The organism is Candidatus Eisenbacteria bacterium, assembly GCA_018831195.1.
GTDB lineage: Bacteria > Eisenbacteria > RBG-16-71-46 > CAIMUX01 > JAHJDP01 > JAHJDP01.
Genome location: JAHJDP010000020.1, coordinates 34,126 through 51,057, shown reverse-complemented (window position 1 = coordinate 51,057; position 16,932 = coordinate 34,126). Strand labels below are relative to the sequence as shown.

The following is a 16,932-nucleotide window of genomic DNA, read 5'->3' as shown; positions in this document are numbered from 1 at the left end:
GATCCAAACGCGGAACGGAAGTGGCGGCTCTATTTTATAGCTTGCTGGAATCGGCGAAACTATGTTGTGTGGATCCGAAAGCGTACTTGAGGAAGGCTCTCTATGAAGCGATTAAGAATCCCGGCACCGTAATCCTTCCGTCAGATCTCTTGTAATTCCTTGTTAATCATCAGGTAACCGAAGAATTCCCTGAATTTTTCTTGTGGGGCTGGGCGATATCTTACCGTTCTTCACTGTATACACGCGGGTTTCAAGACCCATCAACAATTGGGAACTCTTCAAGCCATACCTCTCTGAGCCACCCCTTAACAAAACCGATTTTTAGGCCGCTATTGCTAAGGCAGGTAATGTCCTACTCGTCCTCTCCATTTTGATCTCTGGCTGCTGTCGAATCGTCTTTCTGTAAATCCAGCAATTGAATGTGAATAAAAACCGAATCATCTTCATTTTCTATATTTCTATTCTCAGGTAGAAGCATATTGCTATCGACATCAGCGGAAGAGCTTTCAATCTCCGATTTGTATTTGCAGCATTGCCCAGAATCAGCTTCCCCCGGCAGTTCTGTTTTGCAACTGAATGAATTTTCCTCTTCCGTCTCAGATATCGTAATCCGGTTGATGTTTGTATTGGACGGGGCACTCCTAGAAATATTGAACTGAAATGATGATAGCACGTAAGAACAAGCAAGAATAAGGAGAAGAACTATTGCATTTCGAAACCATCTTTGTGCGCCTATTAAATAGGTTCCCTTTTCATTCAGTAACTGCTCGTTACGATGATAGGAGTAGTATAATGTTGCGGCACGCTCTATTTTAACGATATTCAGAGGTTTATCTGAAAGATGAAAGATATCTGCAGGATCCGGGGTAACAAATTTATAATCGCTAATCGCCAAGACCTTTAAAGCCAGGTAAATCGAAATGAAGAAACATGTGATGGTGAATATATAACACAATGCAGAGACTAGAGACACCGCGAGTGGTTTCAATCCATTCGTGGTCATGGAAAGAATTCCAATACCTGTGACCAATCCAGCAGCTACGCCTGTGAAGCCTACCATTGTCATGGCTTTTGATTCAATCCTCTTCAATCTACAGTCACCAAGCTCGACAAGACCCGTACAATAATCCAGTGCTTCCTCGATTTTGTCTTTATCATCAAATGTTTTAAATTTGTTCTGTGCTTCGGACTGCGAGATGATATCATCAGGATCTTCAATAGGAACTGGCTGGTATCCAATAAGAATCGGAATCCAATCAAGTGCGAGATTTTCGATTATTTTCCGGAGCTTATTCATCGCATCCGTCGTCATAGAATGCCACCCCTGATCTTAGAAGCTCAGTGAGCGTCTGACGTAGCGCTACTTTGGGACACATTTGCTGAATCCATGCCCACTGTCCATTAGGATTAATCTCCAAGAATACATATTCTCCCTTCGGAGTAAGTATCAAGTCAATAGCCCCAAATGCGAGGCCCAATTCCTTAACGAGGGCTCGACAAGCATTTTCAGTTTCTAAAGGTAGTTGATGGGAACCATGTCGTATTTTGGCCGTATCTCCCCGACGCCAATCGTGTATAGACTCAATCTGCGATTGAGAATCTAGCTCAACGGCAAAGATTCTATTGCCTATTACTGTTACTCGTATTTCAGCCTTCTTTGGCACATATTTTTGGAAAAGTGAAGGCGCAAGGCTGATTCGATCAAATTCAGGAAGGTGGTTTGACTTAACAGGATTTGTATAAATCAAATCGACGCGACCATCTCTGGTGAGTTGAGCCCGATTAATGGGTTTATAAATTATATTCTCTTCCTGATCTTGAAAGAATTCCTTCCCAATTGTTGGGTCATTTGTCAACAAGGTCGGCCATACGCTGAAACCTATCTTTGCGGCAATCTTTAGCTGAAGAAGTTTTGACTCTGCCTTCCTGAGATTATCGGGATGGCTCACCCAAAAACAATCAAGTGTTCGCCATATCCCATCCAAAGATGCCTGAGATTCGGAAGCAGCAAATTCATATGCTGCAGGATTGCGAATATTTGGGTCTGGTCGAGGGAGCACGGGCCTTCGATACCAAACACTGTGAATTTCACTGAATTCTACATTTAGGTTAGGAAATGATATCTGGCCGTCAACCACTCCATTATTTAATTTCCACGCAAGACGGATATGCTGAGGAAAATCCTCGAGATTGAATCTTACATATTTCTCTCCTTGCCTCTTTAATTCAAGGATGAGGAAATCTGCTGTGTAATCTTTCTTGTTCGTGACAATTAAGATCATTTAATAATCTCTAGTCAATTGAATAAAAATCTTATTGATCTATTTCCCTGCTATCATTCAGGAATATTATACCTACTTGTGTCCTCTTAATCATCTGAATCTGTGGGCTCAGTATTCACAAATGTCAATGTCTTCGTCCCAAGCATTGTCCAACAAACAGGCACCAGATCATGGTTGTCCTTATCAGTTGTTTCAAGTTTGATCCTTGTACCAGTATTCGTGCCAACAAAGGCCCCTGCGCATTTAGTATCTGTTACATCTTTGTCTGTACCTTCTCTTGCGATCCCGGTTGTGCTTTTAGTTTCCTCATTCACCTGGGACTCCACAAAGGGAACTAGATCTCCATTCTCCACGCTGATATATGAGATGTCCGTTTCATTGTCATACACTGGATCAGATCTCTTTTCAGGGGGAGGAGCACTCTCCAAGAATAACAACCCAAATGGCTCCAACACTTCATCATTCATCCCAAACCTCCAAATTGCCTGACATTGACCTAGAATATACTCCCATTGTTGGGATCAGTCAATCAGTGGCCGCTTTCGACCGGAATACCCGGCCGGATTCGGACCGGTCTAGGCGGCCGACTTCACCGGAATGCGCACCTTCCGGGGCAGAGCTTCGAAGACACGGGGATTTCTAGTGTGCTCTACCATAGGTAGGACCCCATACAACGTCGTACCTGAATTCGATTCCTTCCTGCCCTGTGAACAGGTGGATGAAAGGTATTGAAGCCTGCACATTGCCCAGAGGATCGGCGAGTATATAGAAGATATGATGTCATGATACTGGGAAAAGCAAGACAAGAAGAGGGAATAAGGGAAATCCGCGGACGTTGTGATAGGACTACTTCCTAACCTGTATGAAATCAAGAACAACTGTTCCTTACAAAGGGGAGGATGTCTTTAGGTCAGATCAGGTTGTGTACAAGTCCCACCGCGCGAGGTTAGAGTCGCTACGGTAAAGCCGTTCCTGATGAGACAGTTGCTGGTGGCGCTCTTGTCGCCTCTTACATGTTTTCTTTTCCTCGTTTGGATGTTCGTCTTGCAAGTATTCGCTCAGCACTATACTTGCGGTACTTCAGTCTGTAGGTATCTGGGCCTCCCTCAAGATACTTAAGTACTTCTTCGCTGACAGGGCCTTCATCCATGCTACCCGAATAAACGACGCTTCCAGTATCCGCCGTAGCTTCCAATATTAAAAATTTGTCGGTATCACCAGCCACGGCTAGGCTGGAGTTGTGAGTCGTAAATATGAACTGTCTCTTCTCCTTCCCGCCTCTGACCTTCAAACACATGTCCTCCCATACCGAACGAATATCCAACGAATCCTCAGGTTGATCAATCACAACCGGCATGGTTCCGTCGCTAAGCGCCATCATCAATAGGGCAGTACACTTCTGGCCGGTGGACAGTCGGGATAAAAATTCATAATTATCTCCTCCTACCTTGTACGCAATCTCTGGTCGATCCGTTGGGATTGCCGTATACTGCATTTTGAGCAGCCTTTCATAATCAAAGGAGTCAAGGAGGAATTGAAAGAGGACCCCTAGCCTTTCCTTATCGATACCCGTGCCCTCGGCTACCTGTGCATAGTATTTCACCTTGTGGCTCAATGCGAATCTAATAAGAGCATTTACAAATTCTGTCGGGGCAATCTTGTCACAGAGCCGATCAATATCACTATCCCGAAGCCTGGATCCCTTCTTCAATGCTCGCAGTTGTTGTCGAAAGGCGTCCTTGTTTGTTCCGCTTCTGATCGAGACTCTAAGGTGTCCATTGGACTCCTTTTCAAACAGCCTGCATTTTGCGCGGCGTTCCTCTGTATATTTCGCGTACACTGCCGTCAGCTTGTCAAGGAGACCATTGCGACGTCCAACGATCTGTTTGATGGAGGCGGTGTGAGACTTGGCTTCCCGGAGTTTTAGCAGGATCCCATCCTGTTTCTTAATAAGCTTGGCCCGGGAGCTGGCGAGTGCTTTGTAATCGCCGCCAGTCTCCTGGACGATCTTTTTGTAGGCGATCTTGACATCTCTGTACTTCGGGAGCCACCGCTTAAACTCGGTTTCTATCTGATCGCGATTGTTCCGTACCTCGTCGATGAGATCTTCTATCTTCTCTTTCAAAGATGCGCGTCCCGTTTTAAGGATGGCATGGGTTCTTTTTAGAGCCGGGTCGGTTTCCACGGAGTCGGGTAACAATGGATCGTCGTTTGACAATACTTCGCGTCCCAGTGACTCGAGTATCTCGATGCGGTTCTCGATGAAAGAGATTTGTTCCTGAAAGGCTCGACGCTTAATTTCCGCAAGTCTGAAGTTCTCAAATACTTCGTTCTTAAGAGCCGAATCGAGTTTCAATGTTTCCCGTTTTTGAAGTTTGAGCGCTTGTTCCAATTCCTGTACGGCAGTGTAGCTGCGGAGGCTCTCAGCGAGAGCTCGATCTTCTCTGCCAAGGCCGCCTTCTAGCGTGGCAATTTCCGAAATGTACGTTCTGAAGTCAAAGAAGCGGTCGATAAACTGAATCTGCTCTTCTTCATTCTCGGCAATACGTATTATCTCGTTTTGACTAAGAAAAAGCACGGGAAACAGCCGGGCAACCTCTTCTGGAGAGTCCTCATCATATCCGCCCATGTCACCAGAGCCATACGTGCGACGAACAGATAGCTCACGGCCGGTCTCGTCCCGAAAATCTACCGCTACTGTCCCGAACTCCTCAAGTCTCGCCTCGAGCTTGGCTTCATGGTCCTGCCGAATGCCCGTGTTGCTGGAGGGTTGGTCGAGGACAAATCGAAGGAACTCCACGAGAAGTGATTTCCCCGATCCTTTCGCGCCCAGAATAGACGTTAAGCCGTCATGCAACTGAACGTCTAAGCCGTCGAGGAAAGCACCTACAACACGTAGTCTGGAAATACGTGGATACTCATATGTTTTGTATTCAAAGTCTTGTCGAATCCGTACTATTGGATCGTTGAATGCCTGTTCCAGGCCAGCAAGAGTCACCGCATCCATCTTAAAGTATGCACAGCGTGAACCAATGCCTGCGAGGCCGTGTTTACCTGAACCTTCAGCAGCCGGATTGTCTGAAGCTTGGTATACGGCCAGATGTGTCTCGTACTCGGGGTCAGCGCCATCCAGCAAGTCGATAACACGTTTGTTTCGCGCAGCGAGTTCCTTGTTGGCGAAGTCTCTCGCTTCCACTGCGCAAAGCCGAGGATGGCGTATAAGCTTAATACGTTGTTGCCCTTTCATATCACAGAAAGCACCATTTGACGAATTGGCATGGGCAAGGACAGGAAGACCACCTTTGGAAACGATGGCATCGATTACATCACTGGGTGATTTCTGGACCACGGTTTCGATCTTACCGTGATCCTCTGGTCGGAGACCGAGGGAGGCGAGAAGTCCTTCTACATGTGCCTGCTTGCAGGCGGGGTCGAACAGGGCAATAATGTGAATGCCCGTGATGCCGCCCATGCATGTGATCTCAACTCCAGGAAAAACGACCAAGTGCTGCTTGGCCGCCAATTGCACCCTTTCGATCCATGCCGCCGAATTGTGATCAGTTACAGCGATACCTGCCAATCCGGCATCCAGAGCACTTTGGACGATTTGCGATGGGGTCACCTGTGTGGCAAGAAAACACTTCGATGCTGGTGTGTGAATGTGTAGATCTAATTTCTTGAAGCTGAGTCCGGGTGTATGTTGGTTCATTGCATTGTACCCAAAAAGTAATGACGATAGACGCATTTAACATACCAAGTATAGCCCCAGTGATTATTGCGGTCAAGGGGAATGAGGAGTTGCAGAGAATGTTGAAATACTGTAAGTTGCCAGCGTCTCTCGAGATAAAGAGAATATTATCAATCGCTAAAAATAACATGGAATTTACACCTGAATCAATCGACCGACTGAAAGCCGCCCATAAGGACACAAATCCACTAGCCCATCGCTGCACGGATGCAGCCAGTATGGCAGTCTTCTCATGAGCCTCAATCAACGCGTCCTTCTGAGAAGGCCGGATTAAGAACTGGTCTATTATCGCAGTGAGAGCAGCAAACGTCATCAATGAGCCGGTGAATCTACCAATTGCATCTAGAAAATTCATTGGTGGTTCCTCGATGGAAAGACCAGGGCCGGAAATCGATATATCAAATTGATCGAAGCTGCGACAGGTACGGACTCATGGTCCACTCGTAGTTGACATTGGCGCCAGCCCAAGGAAGTGCTCTTCTCGCACGTATTGACCAGGTCAAAGCACAAAACTGTGTCTTCCCACTGATGATCGCTACCACAGGTGACTAGCCGTCATCTTCTTCATCAAACAGATTGCCACTCTGTTCTTTTAACCGCGAAGGCTTGCGCATCTTCTCGTCAACTGCTGGCAGTTCATCGGCCCGGAAGCATTCTCCGTCGGTCACGGCATGCAAGAGTCGCTCCTGTTCGGGATAGCCACTAATTGTTTCTTCCAGCACCCAGAGCAGTTCGAGGAGCTCGGTGGTAAAATTGCTTGTCCACCGCTCCGGACGGACGTCGTCAAGCGGAGAAGATTTTTTCCCGGCCCCTTTCTTCATGCGGTACTTCAGCCAAGATTGTACAACCTTTAGTCCGGAAACCTCGAATCCGAAAACATCGGTAGCAACAGGGGCAAACACCCCGTAGCCGACATGAAGCATTCTCGTCTTGCCGTTGTAATGAAAAGAATCAGGATAGTGCTCAGGTTTGTAAGAAACTGCCTTCACACATTTCGCTTTGCCGTGCGGGACCTGCCCGCTTCGCTTACCCTTTGGTACGAATCGCTCGCCATAGGTATGTAGCCAAAGAAGCCTAGCGCCAATCTCGTAGACCTTCTCGAACAGACTCACATCCTTCGTGATTGGAACGCGAAGCTCGCGCGTCTCCAGCTCATTCGCATATCGCGCGGTGAAGCCTGGTTGCGCCATAATACCGTAAACGTAGGCCAGGAATTCCTCCGGCGTTAACTGCTTGCGTTTGTATGCCTTTCCAAGAAGTTCGAGAAAACCAGGCAGAATATTTGCTTCCGAGGTGTTGGGGCTGCGGTAAAGAGGGACTGCCGCCTTTGCGCCGTATGAGCCACGGAAGTGGTCCATGTCGGGAATGAGCGCGGAAGAAGTGAGGGCCGGGCCGCAACCAAGGGCTTGCGAAAATAGGCTAGTCAGATAGACCTGGCGTTCGCTGTGCGCGCGCCAGAGGTCTGGGCGCGGACGTGACATCAAGCGCCCATCAGCGATGACATATTGTCGATCAAAGGAACGGTAGGCGTATCTTTGTAGGCCAGGCATGGGAGCATCGTGAGGTAACTTTGAAATCGGTGTCGAATCATCTATGCCTGTTAAATTGACGCGATAGGTGCCATCTACTACACGATCACCTGTTTCTCGAAGTGCCTTTGATCGATCAGTGGCCGATAACAGTTCCCGCCAACGGTGATTCAAGGTTTCCATATCAGGTCCGATGGGCCAAGTTCGCTTTAATTGTACACCCGAGTGCTGCCACGGCATGAGGTCGGTCAGCAGCGGCCAAGTAAAGTAGATGCCCTTGCCAGCTGGACGAAATGGAGCCTGCCAGTCGTCGGGACAGTCCTGCCATTTGACTGAATCGAAATCGCCGATTGCGGCTAGTGTAGCGAGCTTTGTGCCGCGGGTGCCTTCGATGGGAGCATAGTGGACTTTAGCAGGCTTGCTTTTCTTTACCTTTTTCGAACGGACGGCCACTGCGATGGCCACTGGTGTCTGAATGGCAAATACATTCTCGCTCTTGCGTGTGCCACGACCCTCGCCGCCTAGGTCCAGAATCCAGATCTCGTCACATAGGCGGCGCATGTGCTCTCGCATTCCGCAGAAAGCGTCTCCGTCCAGATAGCTCGATGCGCTGATGTAGCTAACGATACCAGGGCCTTGGGCAGTCTCGTGTTCGAAGACCTTCCAAAGAGCCCAACGCCAGAAATAAACATAAAGGTTATAGAGATTCTTGATGTGAACACCATGCCCTGCGTCAACAGCAGGTTCGATAAAGCTCCTAAGAATAGACCGATTTTCTCTCTCTGCTAACCTTGCCTTCGCGGTCTTCAGCTTTCTAACTTTCCCTTTATCATCCTTTTTCTTAACGTCACGAAGCGGGTCACTAAATCGGACCCAGCCGCCACATCGAGAAAGATTATCCTCGCCGCCTATATCAACAGCCTGATGGCGATCATAGGGCGGGTTACCTAGGCAGACGATGATAGGAACCTTGCTCTTGACCTTCAATGCCTTTGCATGCTGCTCAGCAATAGGTTGCAAGAACGCTGGGAGCCGGGGAGGTGTCGCGTTAGGACTTTCCAGCGTGTCAGTCAAATAGATATGCGTACCTTCCTCGGGGAGGTCCGCGCCGCGGTCGCGAAGGGCTCGACTGATGCGGAGGTCCGTCACAGCATAAGGTCCGACCATCAATTCGAAGCCATAGAGATTGGTGGCAAGCTGAGTGGCCCGGCCCGCGACAGCCCCGGCGCCTTCTTCGATCTCGATCAGGTTAAGGGCGTGTTCGATGACGCCAAGGAGATACGTCCCGGTTCCGGTAGCGGGGTCCAGTGTGAGCACGCTTGGGTCAGCGAAACCGTATCGTTTGCCGAAACGGTTGACGAGCAGATCGGCAATCAGTCGGACCTGGGCGAGGACGACCTCTACGGGTGTATAATAGGCACCGGCATCCTTACGAAGTTTGGGATCATAGATAGCGAGAAAATCCTCGTAGAAATATAGCCAGGGGTCTTTGGGGCCAGCAAGCGAGGCGTGAGGGACAACCGCAATTACCCGAAGGAGCAGATCCAGGGATGCGGACATTTCAGTCCGTATGCGCGTATCCGTCAAAACTTGTAGCGCGCGAGAAAGTAGGCTGTGCTGCGCAGCCAGGGCGGTTTCTGCGCTATTGAGGGTAAGCGGGTCGGCACCCTCGCTGCGGCCAAGCAACAGGGCGAATGTAACGGTTTGGGCATACGCATCAGCAAATTGGTTATCCGAGGCGTCCGGGAAAAGAAGGTCCCGCCAATCCTTGGCGAGTTCGATAAGTGACGAAGCAGGATCTCTGAGTGCATCTGTCACGTCATCGCGTAGCATCCGGCACAGTGGGGCAATCAAGGCAGCGAACCTTTGAAGGTCGACTTTGCCCTTTCGATCAGTAGGGATTATTGGCTCCCAGGAGAGAAAATCATGCAAGAGAGGCTCGACCATATCAGCATCTTTAGCGGATGCGGCCTTTTCCCCTTCAGTCGCAACATCCCCGGTGAGCCGAAGAATCTTCCCCACGCGCTGACCACTGCGATACAGTGCCCATTCGTTCCCATCCGTGTAGAGAATGTTGGGGATCGCCGAGAAACGCTTCCATTGATCAAGGTTGTGTCCCTTGAATCGCGAGTGGTTCGCTCCAACGCCAGGAGCCTTGAGTTCGACGTATCCAGCCAGCAGACCATTTAGATGGACAGCGTAATCCGGCCGGCCAATACGATCTGGAATGGGGGTTTCGCCTGTACAAACGACCTTCCTTCCCATAGCCCGAGCAGCTTCAGTCATGAATTGCTCGAATGGCGCACGCAGCTGGTCCTCCGGCTCCCCGTGAGTGAGTTGCGTCATCTTGGCCGTAACAGCCTGTCCAAAACTCTGGAGGGAAGCGTGGATCAACTTCTTTTTTAACATATCAAGCCTTTTCTATTTTGACGATCAGTTGGGAACTCATCCAATAATAGTGAAACTGTCACAATTTACTCTCACTTTAATAGGGAATTGAGTCATCTCTCTGCATACCTGCATCAGACCTATCCTCCAATGATGTTGGACGTCTTTCTAGCCAATCTATCCCCAGTGAGTATCTATGTCCATCGATTTGCCGTAACGGCCAGTGGGTTGAATTTAAAGAAGATGCGGATGCACTTGTGGGCTTGTTTCGACCTTTATCGGCCAGGATCATCTGGAAATCTTCTTGGTCTGAGTGGGATGGGAATAGGTGGGCTAAGGAGGCTACCATCTGGTTGCTGGGTGAAGGAATTGACGCCTGATCCCCAGAAAATCATCTCGCGGTAATCCTCTGGCCTGAAATATTCAAATTGCTCATTCGCGGCTGGATAGAGTGTTTCTAATAAACCCTTGTTGGGCTCAATGGGTTTATAATAATAGATTTGGCAGAAGCAGTGCTTCTCGGTGGCGAGCCATTTCTGAAGCATTGTTGAAGTAGGGGGTACAAGGGTTAACTTTTGATCTGTGTTATATGTGAGCAAAACGAGCTTTCGGCTGGTTGATCCAAGATACTTCCGTGATTTACCAAGGACTCTCTTTAGAATGAATTGTGCAAAATCGTATGGCCGATATTCATTCGGTATTTCATCGTAGCTCTGATATGGCTCGATAGGGGCAATCTCCATAAGCTCCAAATAATCGGCTTCGTTATCAGATCCAATACAAAAATCAAAATCGTCGGTTGGGTTCTGTACAAGCTCTTTCCCGGACCAGTCAAGCATCCCAGCCTGCTTTGCTTGCTTTAGAAATGCATTGGCAATAAAGAACTCAAGCTCTTCCTTTGTGTCAGGATAGATGAGGGGATGATGGGTCGAGGAGACCTGATCCTGACCTAATTCAATCTTCACATGCCCAGATGTACCCCTTGGCTTACGGCGTTTCTTTTTCTTTGGGTTACGACTCATTGGATAACTTCCAAGGGTGAAAGGATGAACTCAGTAATGAAAACCAGTTCGATTGGATTCCCCTTTGTGTTTTCAGTCAAGTGTAGCGTCAGTCCGCGCCAGTGGAACCCACCCACCCATTCCGGCCCGATTCGCTCCCGGCTTCAGCACGGCCGCTGACATCGTATACTGCCTTTACGAAGCGGAGATAACCATGTCCGCCCGTGTGTCGCTGTCGGGGTTTCTTTCTGGCTGTTTTCAGACATGTCCTAATCCACACTCATCCATAGCGTTATTGAGCCACTCCCGAATCCAGGGCAGATATGGTAAACTCTTTTCACTTGGCCTGGGATCACTGAAGACAGGCCCAGCTTACCATCTCATTTGGAGAATGCATCAATGCCATCCAATAGTCGTTTCCACCAGATTCTCATCGGTGTGATCCTGGGGCTGATTTCCTGCTCTCCTGCCCAGGCGTTTCGCGTCATGACATACAATCTCCTGAACTACAGCTCGGGTCGGGAGGCGGAATTCCGGACCGTATTGGAGCAGGCGGAGCCAGACATTCTTGTCGCAGAGGAAATCCTCTCTCAGGTTGCCGTGGATTATTTCCTTGCCAATGTGCTGGATGTCTTGGACCCAGGTGAATGGGAAGCCGGGGATTTTGTCAATGGAGCGGATACGGATAACGCCATCTTCTATCGATCCACCAAAGTGAGTTACATTGGCCACCACGTCATAGGCACCACACTCCGCGACATCGATGAATGGACCGTGGGCCCGGTCGGATATGGCTCGGATGCATCGAATCTCCGCATCTATGCATTGCATCTGAAGGCAAGCGAGGGAAGCGATAATGAGCAGCGCCGATTGGATGAAGTCACCGCAATGCGGACGCGGATGGAGTCTTTTCCACCGGGCCAGAACTACATTGTGATGGGGGACTTCAATATCTATGACAGTGGGGAGCCAGCCTACCAGTACATGCTTGATACCGCGTCCGGGATTGCAGGCGTGGTCCAGGACCCAATCGACAGTCCTGGGAACTGGCATGACGGTTCATCTTTTGCCGTTATTCATTCCCAGTCCACCCGGACCATACAGTTTGGCGGTGGGGCCTCAGGGGGGATGGACGATCGGTTTGATATGATACTCGTTGGCCCAGCGGTACAGGACGACGAAGGTCTGGATATCTTGGAGCAAACCTATGCCACATTTGGAAATGACGGCCAACACTTTAACAAAGCTCTCATCGACGATCCACCACACCCGGAGCTTCCGACAGAAGTGATCGAGGCGCTTTACAATGGTTCGGATCATCTCCCCGTCATTGCAGACCTGCAAGTCCCGCCGATTCTCCTCACAGACTCGGCCCTTGAGTTCGGGTCGGTGATCGTCGGAGGGACGGCGACACGGGTGCTTTCTGTCGCGAATGGAGCCGAGATACCAGCTGATGAACTCGACTACTCCATAACAACTCTGATTGTTTTCACATGCCCTTCGGGCGACTTCGAGGCGGAGGCCGGAGATCCTGCCAATCTGCACAACATTGGGATGTCAACGGCAACACCTGGTCTGAATGAAGGTGACCTGACCCTCACATCAGACGATTTGGATAATCCAGTCCAGTTGATCCCTCTTAACGGAACCGTGCTTGCTCACGCGGCGCCCAGTGTCTCCGCTGAGGAACCTATGATCTCCGGAGTTCTGGATTTTGAAACTCATGAGCCGGGAGCCTTCTCTGATCTCTCCGCAGCTGTTTACAACTTTGGATACGGTTCGCTACAAGCTCTGCTGGAGGTCTATCGAGCTGAACTGGCGGGGGATCCCAGATTCACAATAGTTGGGGGATTCAGTCCAGCCACTATCGGAGAGATCCCGGCGTCCTGGGGAGTGCACTTCGATTCCGATGGTGCTTCCAATGGGGCTTACGCCGGAACACTCATTTTCAGGACCAGGGATCAACAGGACTTGGATGGTGCGATTAATCTTGAGGACCTGTTTTATGACTTGGTGGCCACGGTCGGGACTGGCCCTTCAGAGGTCCCCGGAACATCCCCGGAACCGCTATATACCGACATCATTTCGATATCTCCGAATCCGTTTCGCGCCGCAACGCAGATTGTTTTCAGTGTTGCAGAGGAGAGTGCAGTCAATCTTGATGTTTTCGACATTGGCGGTCGCCGGGTGAGATCCTTTTATGGCGGGTCCGTTAAACCTGGGGAGCACCGGGTTCTCTGGACTGGGATAGACAATGGCGGACAGCAGCTCAATGCTGGTGTCTATTTTATTCAACTTCAGGTATCAGATCTGATTCAGACACAGCGAGTGATTTTGCTTCGGTAATATTACATCCAAGTGAATCGACGCCGGTGATCCCGATCCACCTGCAGCAGGGGCGGCCAGGGAAGGTGGTCTGGGGAGACCATTATGAACGAGATTGACAACATGCCAGTTCTCGATAGACCTGAGTGAAATTACTTGCTCTCTGGGATTGAAAATGCTAATGTGTTTCTGCCTCACCTTCTGAGATGACTAATGTGATGTTGTTCCATACCCGGTTGTTAATTGTGAAATAAGGGAGGTGGTCGCTTTGGACAACATTCGTCAATTTCTGATCTTTATCATTGGGATTGTGATTCTCCTCTGGTCCTGTTCAGGAGTGGCTCAGGAATATCAATTATATCCCAGCGTGCTCGATGCATCAGGCGGCATAGTCTGCGGTGCACCTGATCACGATCTACTGTTCACTCTGGGCGAACCGGTCGTGGGCCTGTCAGAAAACCAGAACTTCCAGCTCTGGTCGGGTTTCAGGTTCCTCAGGCGAGTGACGGTACTTTGCCCAGGGGTCTCTGGTGTTGACGATGCAGGAGAGAAGATCATAACCGACAAGAGGTTATATCCAGCCTATCCCAATCCTGCGACAGGGTCGGTGCGGCTGCGATTTGACTTAAGTAGTCCGTCGCACGTGACACTCGTTGTTTATGATCTGCGGGGGCGAGTGGTGAGAACTCTCGAACGCGGTCTTGTCCAACCTGGCAGGCACGAAGCCACCTGGGACGGAATAGACAATAATGGTCATCTTGTCGCAACTGGAATCTACTTTGCCCGCCTGGCGGCAGGTAACACAGAAGAGGTCAGGCGGCTTGTGGTATTGAGATGATTTCTAGAAGGTTGACTTAATTCAGAAGCAGCACCGATGGAGGGTGATAACAATGCGGTCTAATTCGAGAAACCTCACAGTTCTTGGAGTTGTCGTCACGTTGATCTGGCTACTCGGCGTGCAAGCTGTCGCAGATGTTCCAGGCCAGATGAGTTACCAGGGTTTTCTGCGGGATGGTGATGGCATTCCTGTTACTGGATTGGTCAATTTCCAATTTAATATCTTTCCGGACTCTACTTCTGGCGATGCTTGCTGGGGACCGGAGTTTCATGTTGGTGTGCCGGTTGTAGACGGTTTTTTTGAGCTGCAGCTGGGCTCTGTACTACCGCTGCCCGCCACCTGCTTCGACGGGACCGTCGAATGGCTCGATATATGGGTCAACGGAGCCCCGCTCAGCCCTCGGAAGCCCATTTCTTCTTCTGCTTACGCTTTCGCCACCTCGGCGAGTGGGCTCGAATGCGCGTACTGTGACGGCAAAACGCTGACGATGATTGTAGATGCCCTTGGAAACGGTAGGGCTTTGTACATCGAGAAGACGCCAGATGCTGGGCCCAGCAACCAGGCATTGATCTTCGTAAACAACAGGGAAAGTTCTGGCAATGACGGCAACTGCCTGCATCTGACGAATACGGGGCAAGTAATTAGCAGCTCTACGAGAGTCCTGACATCGCGGGCCAAGTTTGGAGAAGCCGGGCACTTCATAAAGGACGATGATGACGATGAGTATGCCGTAAACATCCGTTCAGCGTGTTCGACATGCGAAGGATTATACGTTTATGGAACGATCTTCTCGACGAGCTTGACCGGAAGCGCTGTCGAGACGGGAGATGGCCCCCCGCAAGCGATATTTGGAGTACAAGCGCCGGAAGTTGAGATGTACACCTCGGGAAGCTCCCGTCTTATAGGAGACCGAGTATACGTTGCACTGGATCCCCTCTTCACAGAATCCGTATCTGGTGAAGTCGCGGTGCGCGTCACGCTAACGCCTGTAGGAGGATGGAGTGCTATCTACGTGGAATCGACGAGCACGGAAGGATTTGAGGTCATTTCGGAAGCTGGCGATCCTGACGTCGAGTTCCACTGGATGGCTTGCGGACGCAGGAGGGGCTACGAGACGCGGCCCGCTATAGCTCTCCAGAGTCTCCGGGAAGAATAGATGGGAATTCTCCGAGGGGTTCTGTCTCACATCATTCAGCTCGCCATTGACGCATCCCCTCTACAAAGCAGGTAACGCTTACGCTGAAAGGGGGCGGGCCGGTGGGAGATGGGGGGAGGGCTTTGGCTGGCTCGGTGACAGCTTCCAATCCATTGCCACCTAATGCAATACAGCTCCGAATCCCGACCTAGCACCTGGCCTGAAATAATGTTATTGTTCTTATGTGACTGTAGTGGAGCTTTTCACGATCCAGGAGTATCTTATGCTTTTCCGTCTAATGTCTTTGTTTGGTTTACTACTCGACAGTTTGCAGAAGGATTGTACAGGCTTCCTTTTCTGCTGAAATGTGAGGAATACAACAGGAATTCAATCACAAGAAAATAAACTGAAACTGGAGGAAACCACTATGAAACGATTCATTCCGCTGCTGATTTTGGCAGCGTTTGTTATGTTCGGAATAGGGCTCGGTTGCTCCGACACCCCGCCGACTCAGTCACAGGAGCCGGTCGAGATGCCCGCGTTCCAGACGACCGTTACCGAGGTAAGAGGAACTATGTGGGACGTTTCCCTCTGGGAGCAGTCTGCAATACAAGCGACGGTGAAGGTCATTGAGGCGGACGCTTCGACAGCCGCGGAAGCTGCTGACCAGTTGAGGGAGCGCTTCGCAGAACGGATGCTGATTGAATTCGGTACGTTCATGATCGATCGCGGCGCGCTGCCGCAGGTCCCCATGACATGGGGCAAGATCAAGATCATATTTTTGCCGGATTCAACGAAAGACGACGGTTAATGGGCTATAACAGGAGATGGCTGAGGTGACCTGCAACGTGGGCAGCATCGCGCAGCTACATCCTGCATGGAGGACAGCACGATGAAACTAGTGTATTCAGTTGTGATCTTGCTAGTGGTGACCATGACAGGATGCGGAAACAGCGCCGCCACCGAGCCCGATGAAATTATCATGGGTCCGATTTTCGCTTATGGTCACGAGGTTCCGCTCGACCGGAACGCCATCGAGAATGATGCTGAGTGGGAATCATTGTGGACCATTGACGAGAATGGCCTGAGCCTTGAGGGCTATCGGTATGCGCCGCCCCCTGCTAATACTGAAGAACAGGGAACGGTGAAGCCTGATTATCAGGTGATTCAACAGGCAGATGCGGCCGCAAGCCTGGCTGGTTCTGTTGAGGAAGCCGCTGAGTTATGGGCTGCGGTGATTCTGGAGCATCCTGAATACTTCAGGAACGTGGAAGTGTGCGGGAACGCGGTAACAATGATTCTGAAGTCCCGGGGCGGAATGTTTTTCGAACGGATATTCAGTACGGAGAATCGCACTCCTGATGATCCTGATGAAAATCCCTTCGCGGAAATTAAGGCGGAGCTGCGGGCTCATCTGATCGGTGGTGGGTGGATATGCTTCGGCAATGACTACCACCTGTTCGTTTCAGGAAACCACATCTGCACGCTCACCGGAGTCATTACGCAGCTGCGTCAAGGGATTGCACCCGAGAGTATCGATATCGATGGGGTGTACCCTCTCCAAAACAGCTACTTCTGGGAGGATCTCCAAAGGTCAGGAGGGAGGTAGCCATGCGCAACGTGATGTTTTCACTCATGGTTATTTCTCTCACTGCTTTCACGGTGTGGGCGAGTACTCCGACTGGG

At 50.2% G+C, this 16,932-nt stretch carries 11 protein-coding genes; 5 read left to right on the top strand and 6 right to left on the bottom strand.

Annotated features, from left to right (window positions below):
• Positions 1-352: 352 nt before the first annotated feature.
• The 6 genes from KJ970_03435 to KJ970_03410 form a co-directional block, all read right to left on the bottom strand.
• Entirely contained in the window at positions 353-1,312 is a 960-nt protein-coding gene (locus tag KJ970_03435) for a hypothetical protein (protein ID MBU2689954.1), read from the bottom strand.
• Positions 1,290-2,282 (bottom strand): hypothetical protein, encoded by a 993-nt coding sequence (locus KJ970_03430; GenBank protein ID MBU2689953.1) that lies wholly within the window; start codon positions 2,280-2,282, stop codon positions 1,290-1,292. Before KJ970_03430 ends, KJ970_03435 begins: the two co-directional genes overlap by 23 nt.
• Positions 2,283-2,368: 86 nt before the next feature.
• A complete protein-coding gene (locus KJ970_03425) occupies positions 2,369-2,749 on the bottom strand; it encodes a hypothetical protein (protein MBU2689952.1) in 381 nt (126 codons plus the stop codon).
• 542 nt (positions 2,750-3,291) lie between these two features.
• A complete protein-coding gene (locus KJ970_03420) occupies positions 3,292-5,991 on the bottom strand; it encodes an AAA family ATPase (GenBank protein ID MBU2689951.1) in 2,700 nt (899 codons plus the stop codon).
• Positions 5,992-6,578: 587 nt separating this feature from the next.
• Positions 6,579-9,968: an N-6 DNA methylase gene (locus KJ970_03415; GenBank protein MBU2689950.1), complete on the bottom strand. Its 3,390-nt coding sequence runs from the start codon at positions 9,966-9,968 to the stop codon at positions 6,579-6,581.
• Between the two features lie 254 nt (positions 9,969-10,222).
• Positions 10,223-10,969, bottom strand: coding sequence for a hypothetical protein (locus tag KJ970_03410; GenBank protein MBU2689949.1), 747 nt, complete (start codon positions 10,967-10,969; stop codon positions 10,223-10,225).
• Between the two features lie 378 nt (positions 10,970-11,347).
• On the opposite strand from KJ970_03410, the gene KJ970_03405 reads away from it, so the two are divergent.
• The 5 genes from KJ970_03405 to KJ970_03385 all read left to right on the top strand — a co-directional run bounded on the left by KJ970_03405 (position 11,348) and on the right by KJ970_03385 (position 16,855).
• Complete coding sequence (locus KJ970_03405; protein MBU2689948.1) at positions 11,348-13,294, top strand: T9SS type A sorting domain-containing protein; 1,947 nt, start codon at positions 11,348-11,350, stop codon at positions 13,292-13,294.
• 247 nt (positions 13,295-13,541) lie between these two features.
• Positions 13,542-14,111: a T9SS type A sorting domain-containing protein gene (locus tag KJ970_03400; GenBank protein MBU2689947.1), complete on the top strand. Its 570-nt coding sequence runs from the start codon at positions 13,542-13,544 to the stop codon at positions 14,109-14,111.
• A 118-nt stretch (positions 14,112-14,229) separates the two neighbouring features.
• Positions 14,230-15,267, top strand: coding sequence for a hypothetical protein (locus KJ970_03395; protein ID MBU2689946.1), 1,038 nt, complete (start codon positions 14,230-14,232; stop codon positions 15,265-15,267).
• Between the two features lie 406 nt (positions 15,268-15,673).
• On the top strand, positions 15,674-16,057 hold the full coding sequence (locus tag KJ970_03390; protein MBU2689945.1) for a hypothetical protein: 384 nt from the start codon (positions 15,674-15,676) through the stop codon (positions 16,055-16,057).
• A gap of 81 nt (positions 16,058-16,138) precedes the next feature.
• A complete protein-coding gene (locus KJ970_03385) occupies positions 16,139-16,855 on the top strand; it encodes a hypothetical protein (GenBank protein MBU2689944.1) in 717 nt (238 codons plus the stop codon).
• Positions 16,856-16,932: the final 77 nt, after the last annotated feature.

What these genes read in the sequence shown, in the direction of transcription:
- KJ970_03410 (MBU2689949.1), bottom strand. Translation starts at nt 10,969, where the DNA reads ATGAGTCGTAACCCAAAGAAAAAGAAACGCCGTAAGCCAAGGGGTACA.
- KJ970_03420 (MBU2689951.1), bottom strand. Translation starts at nt 5,991, where the DNA reads ATGAACCAACATACACCCGGACTCAGCTTCAAGAAATTAGATCTACAC.
- KJ970_03390 (MBU2689945.1), top strand. Translation starts at nt 15,674, where the DNA reads ATGAAACGATTCATTCCGCTGCTGATTTTGGCAGCGTTTGTTATGTTC.
- KJ970_03425 (MBU2689952.1), bottom strand. Translation starts at nt 2,749, where the DNA reads ATGAATGATGAAGTGTTGGAGCCATTTGGGTTGTTATTCTTGGAGAGT.
- KJ970_03405 (MBU2689948.1), top strand. Translation starts at nt 11,348, where the DNA reads ATGCCATCCAATAGTCGTTTCCACCAGATTCTCATCGGTGTGATCCTG.
- KJ970_03435 (MBU2689954.1), bottom strand. Translation starts at nt 1,312, where the DNA reads ATGACGACGGATGCGATGAATAAGCTCCGGAAAATAATCGAAAATCTC.
- KJ970_03415 (MBU2689950.1), bottom strand. Translation starts at nt 9,968, where the DNA reads ATGTTAAAAAAGAAGTTGATCCACGCTTCCCTCCAGAGTTTTGGACAG.
- KJ970_03385 (MBU2689944.1), top strand. Translation starts at nt 16,139, where the DNA reads ATGAAACTAGTGTATTCAGTTGTGATCTTGCTAGTGGTGACCATGACA.
- KJ970_03430 (MBU2689953.1), bottom strand. Translation starts at nt 2,282, where the DNA reads ATGATCTTAATTGTCACGAACAAGAAAGATTACACAGCAGATTTCCTC.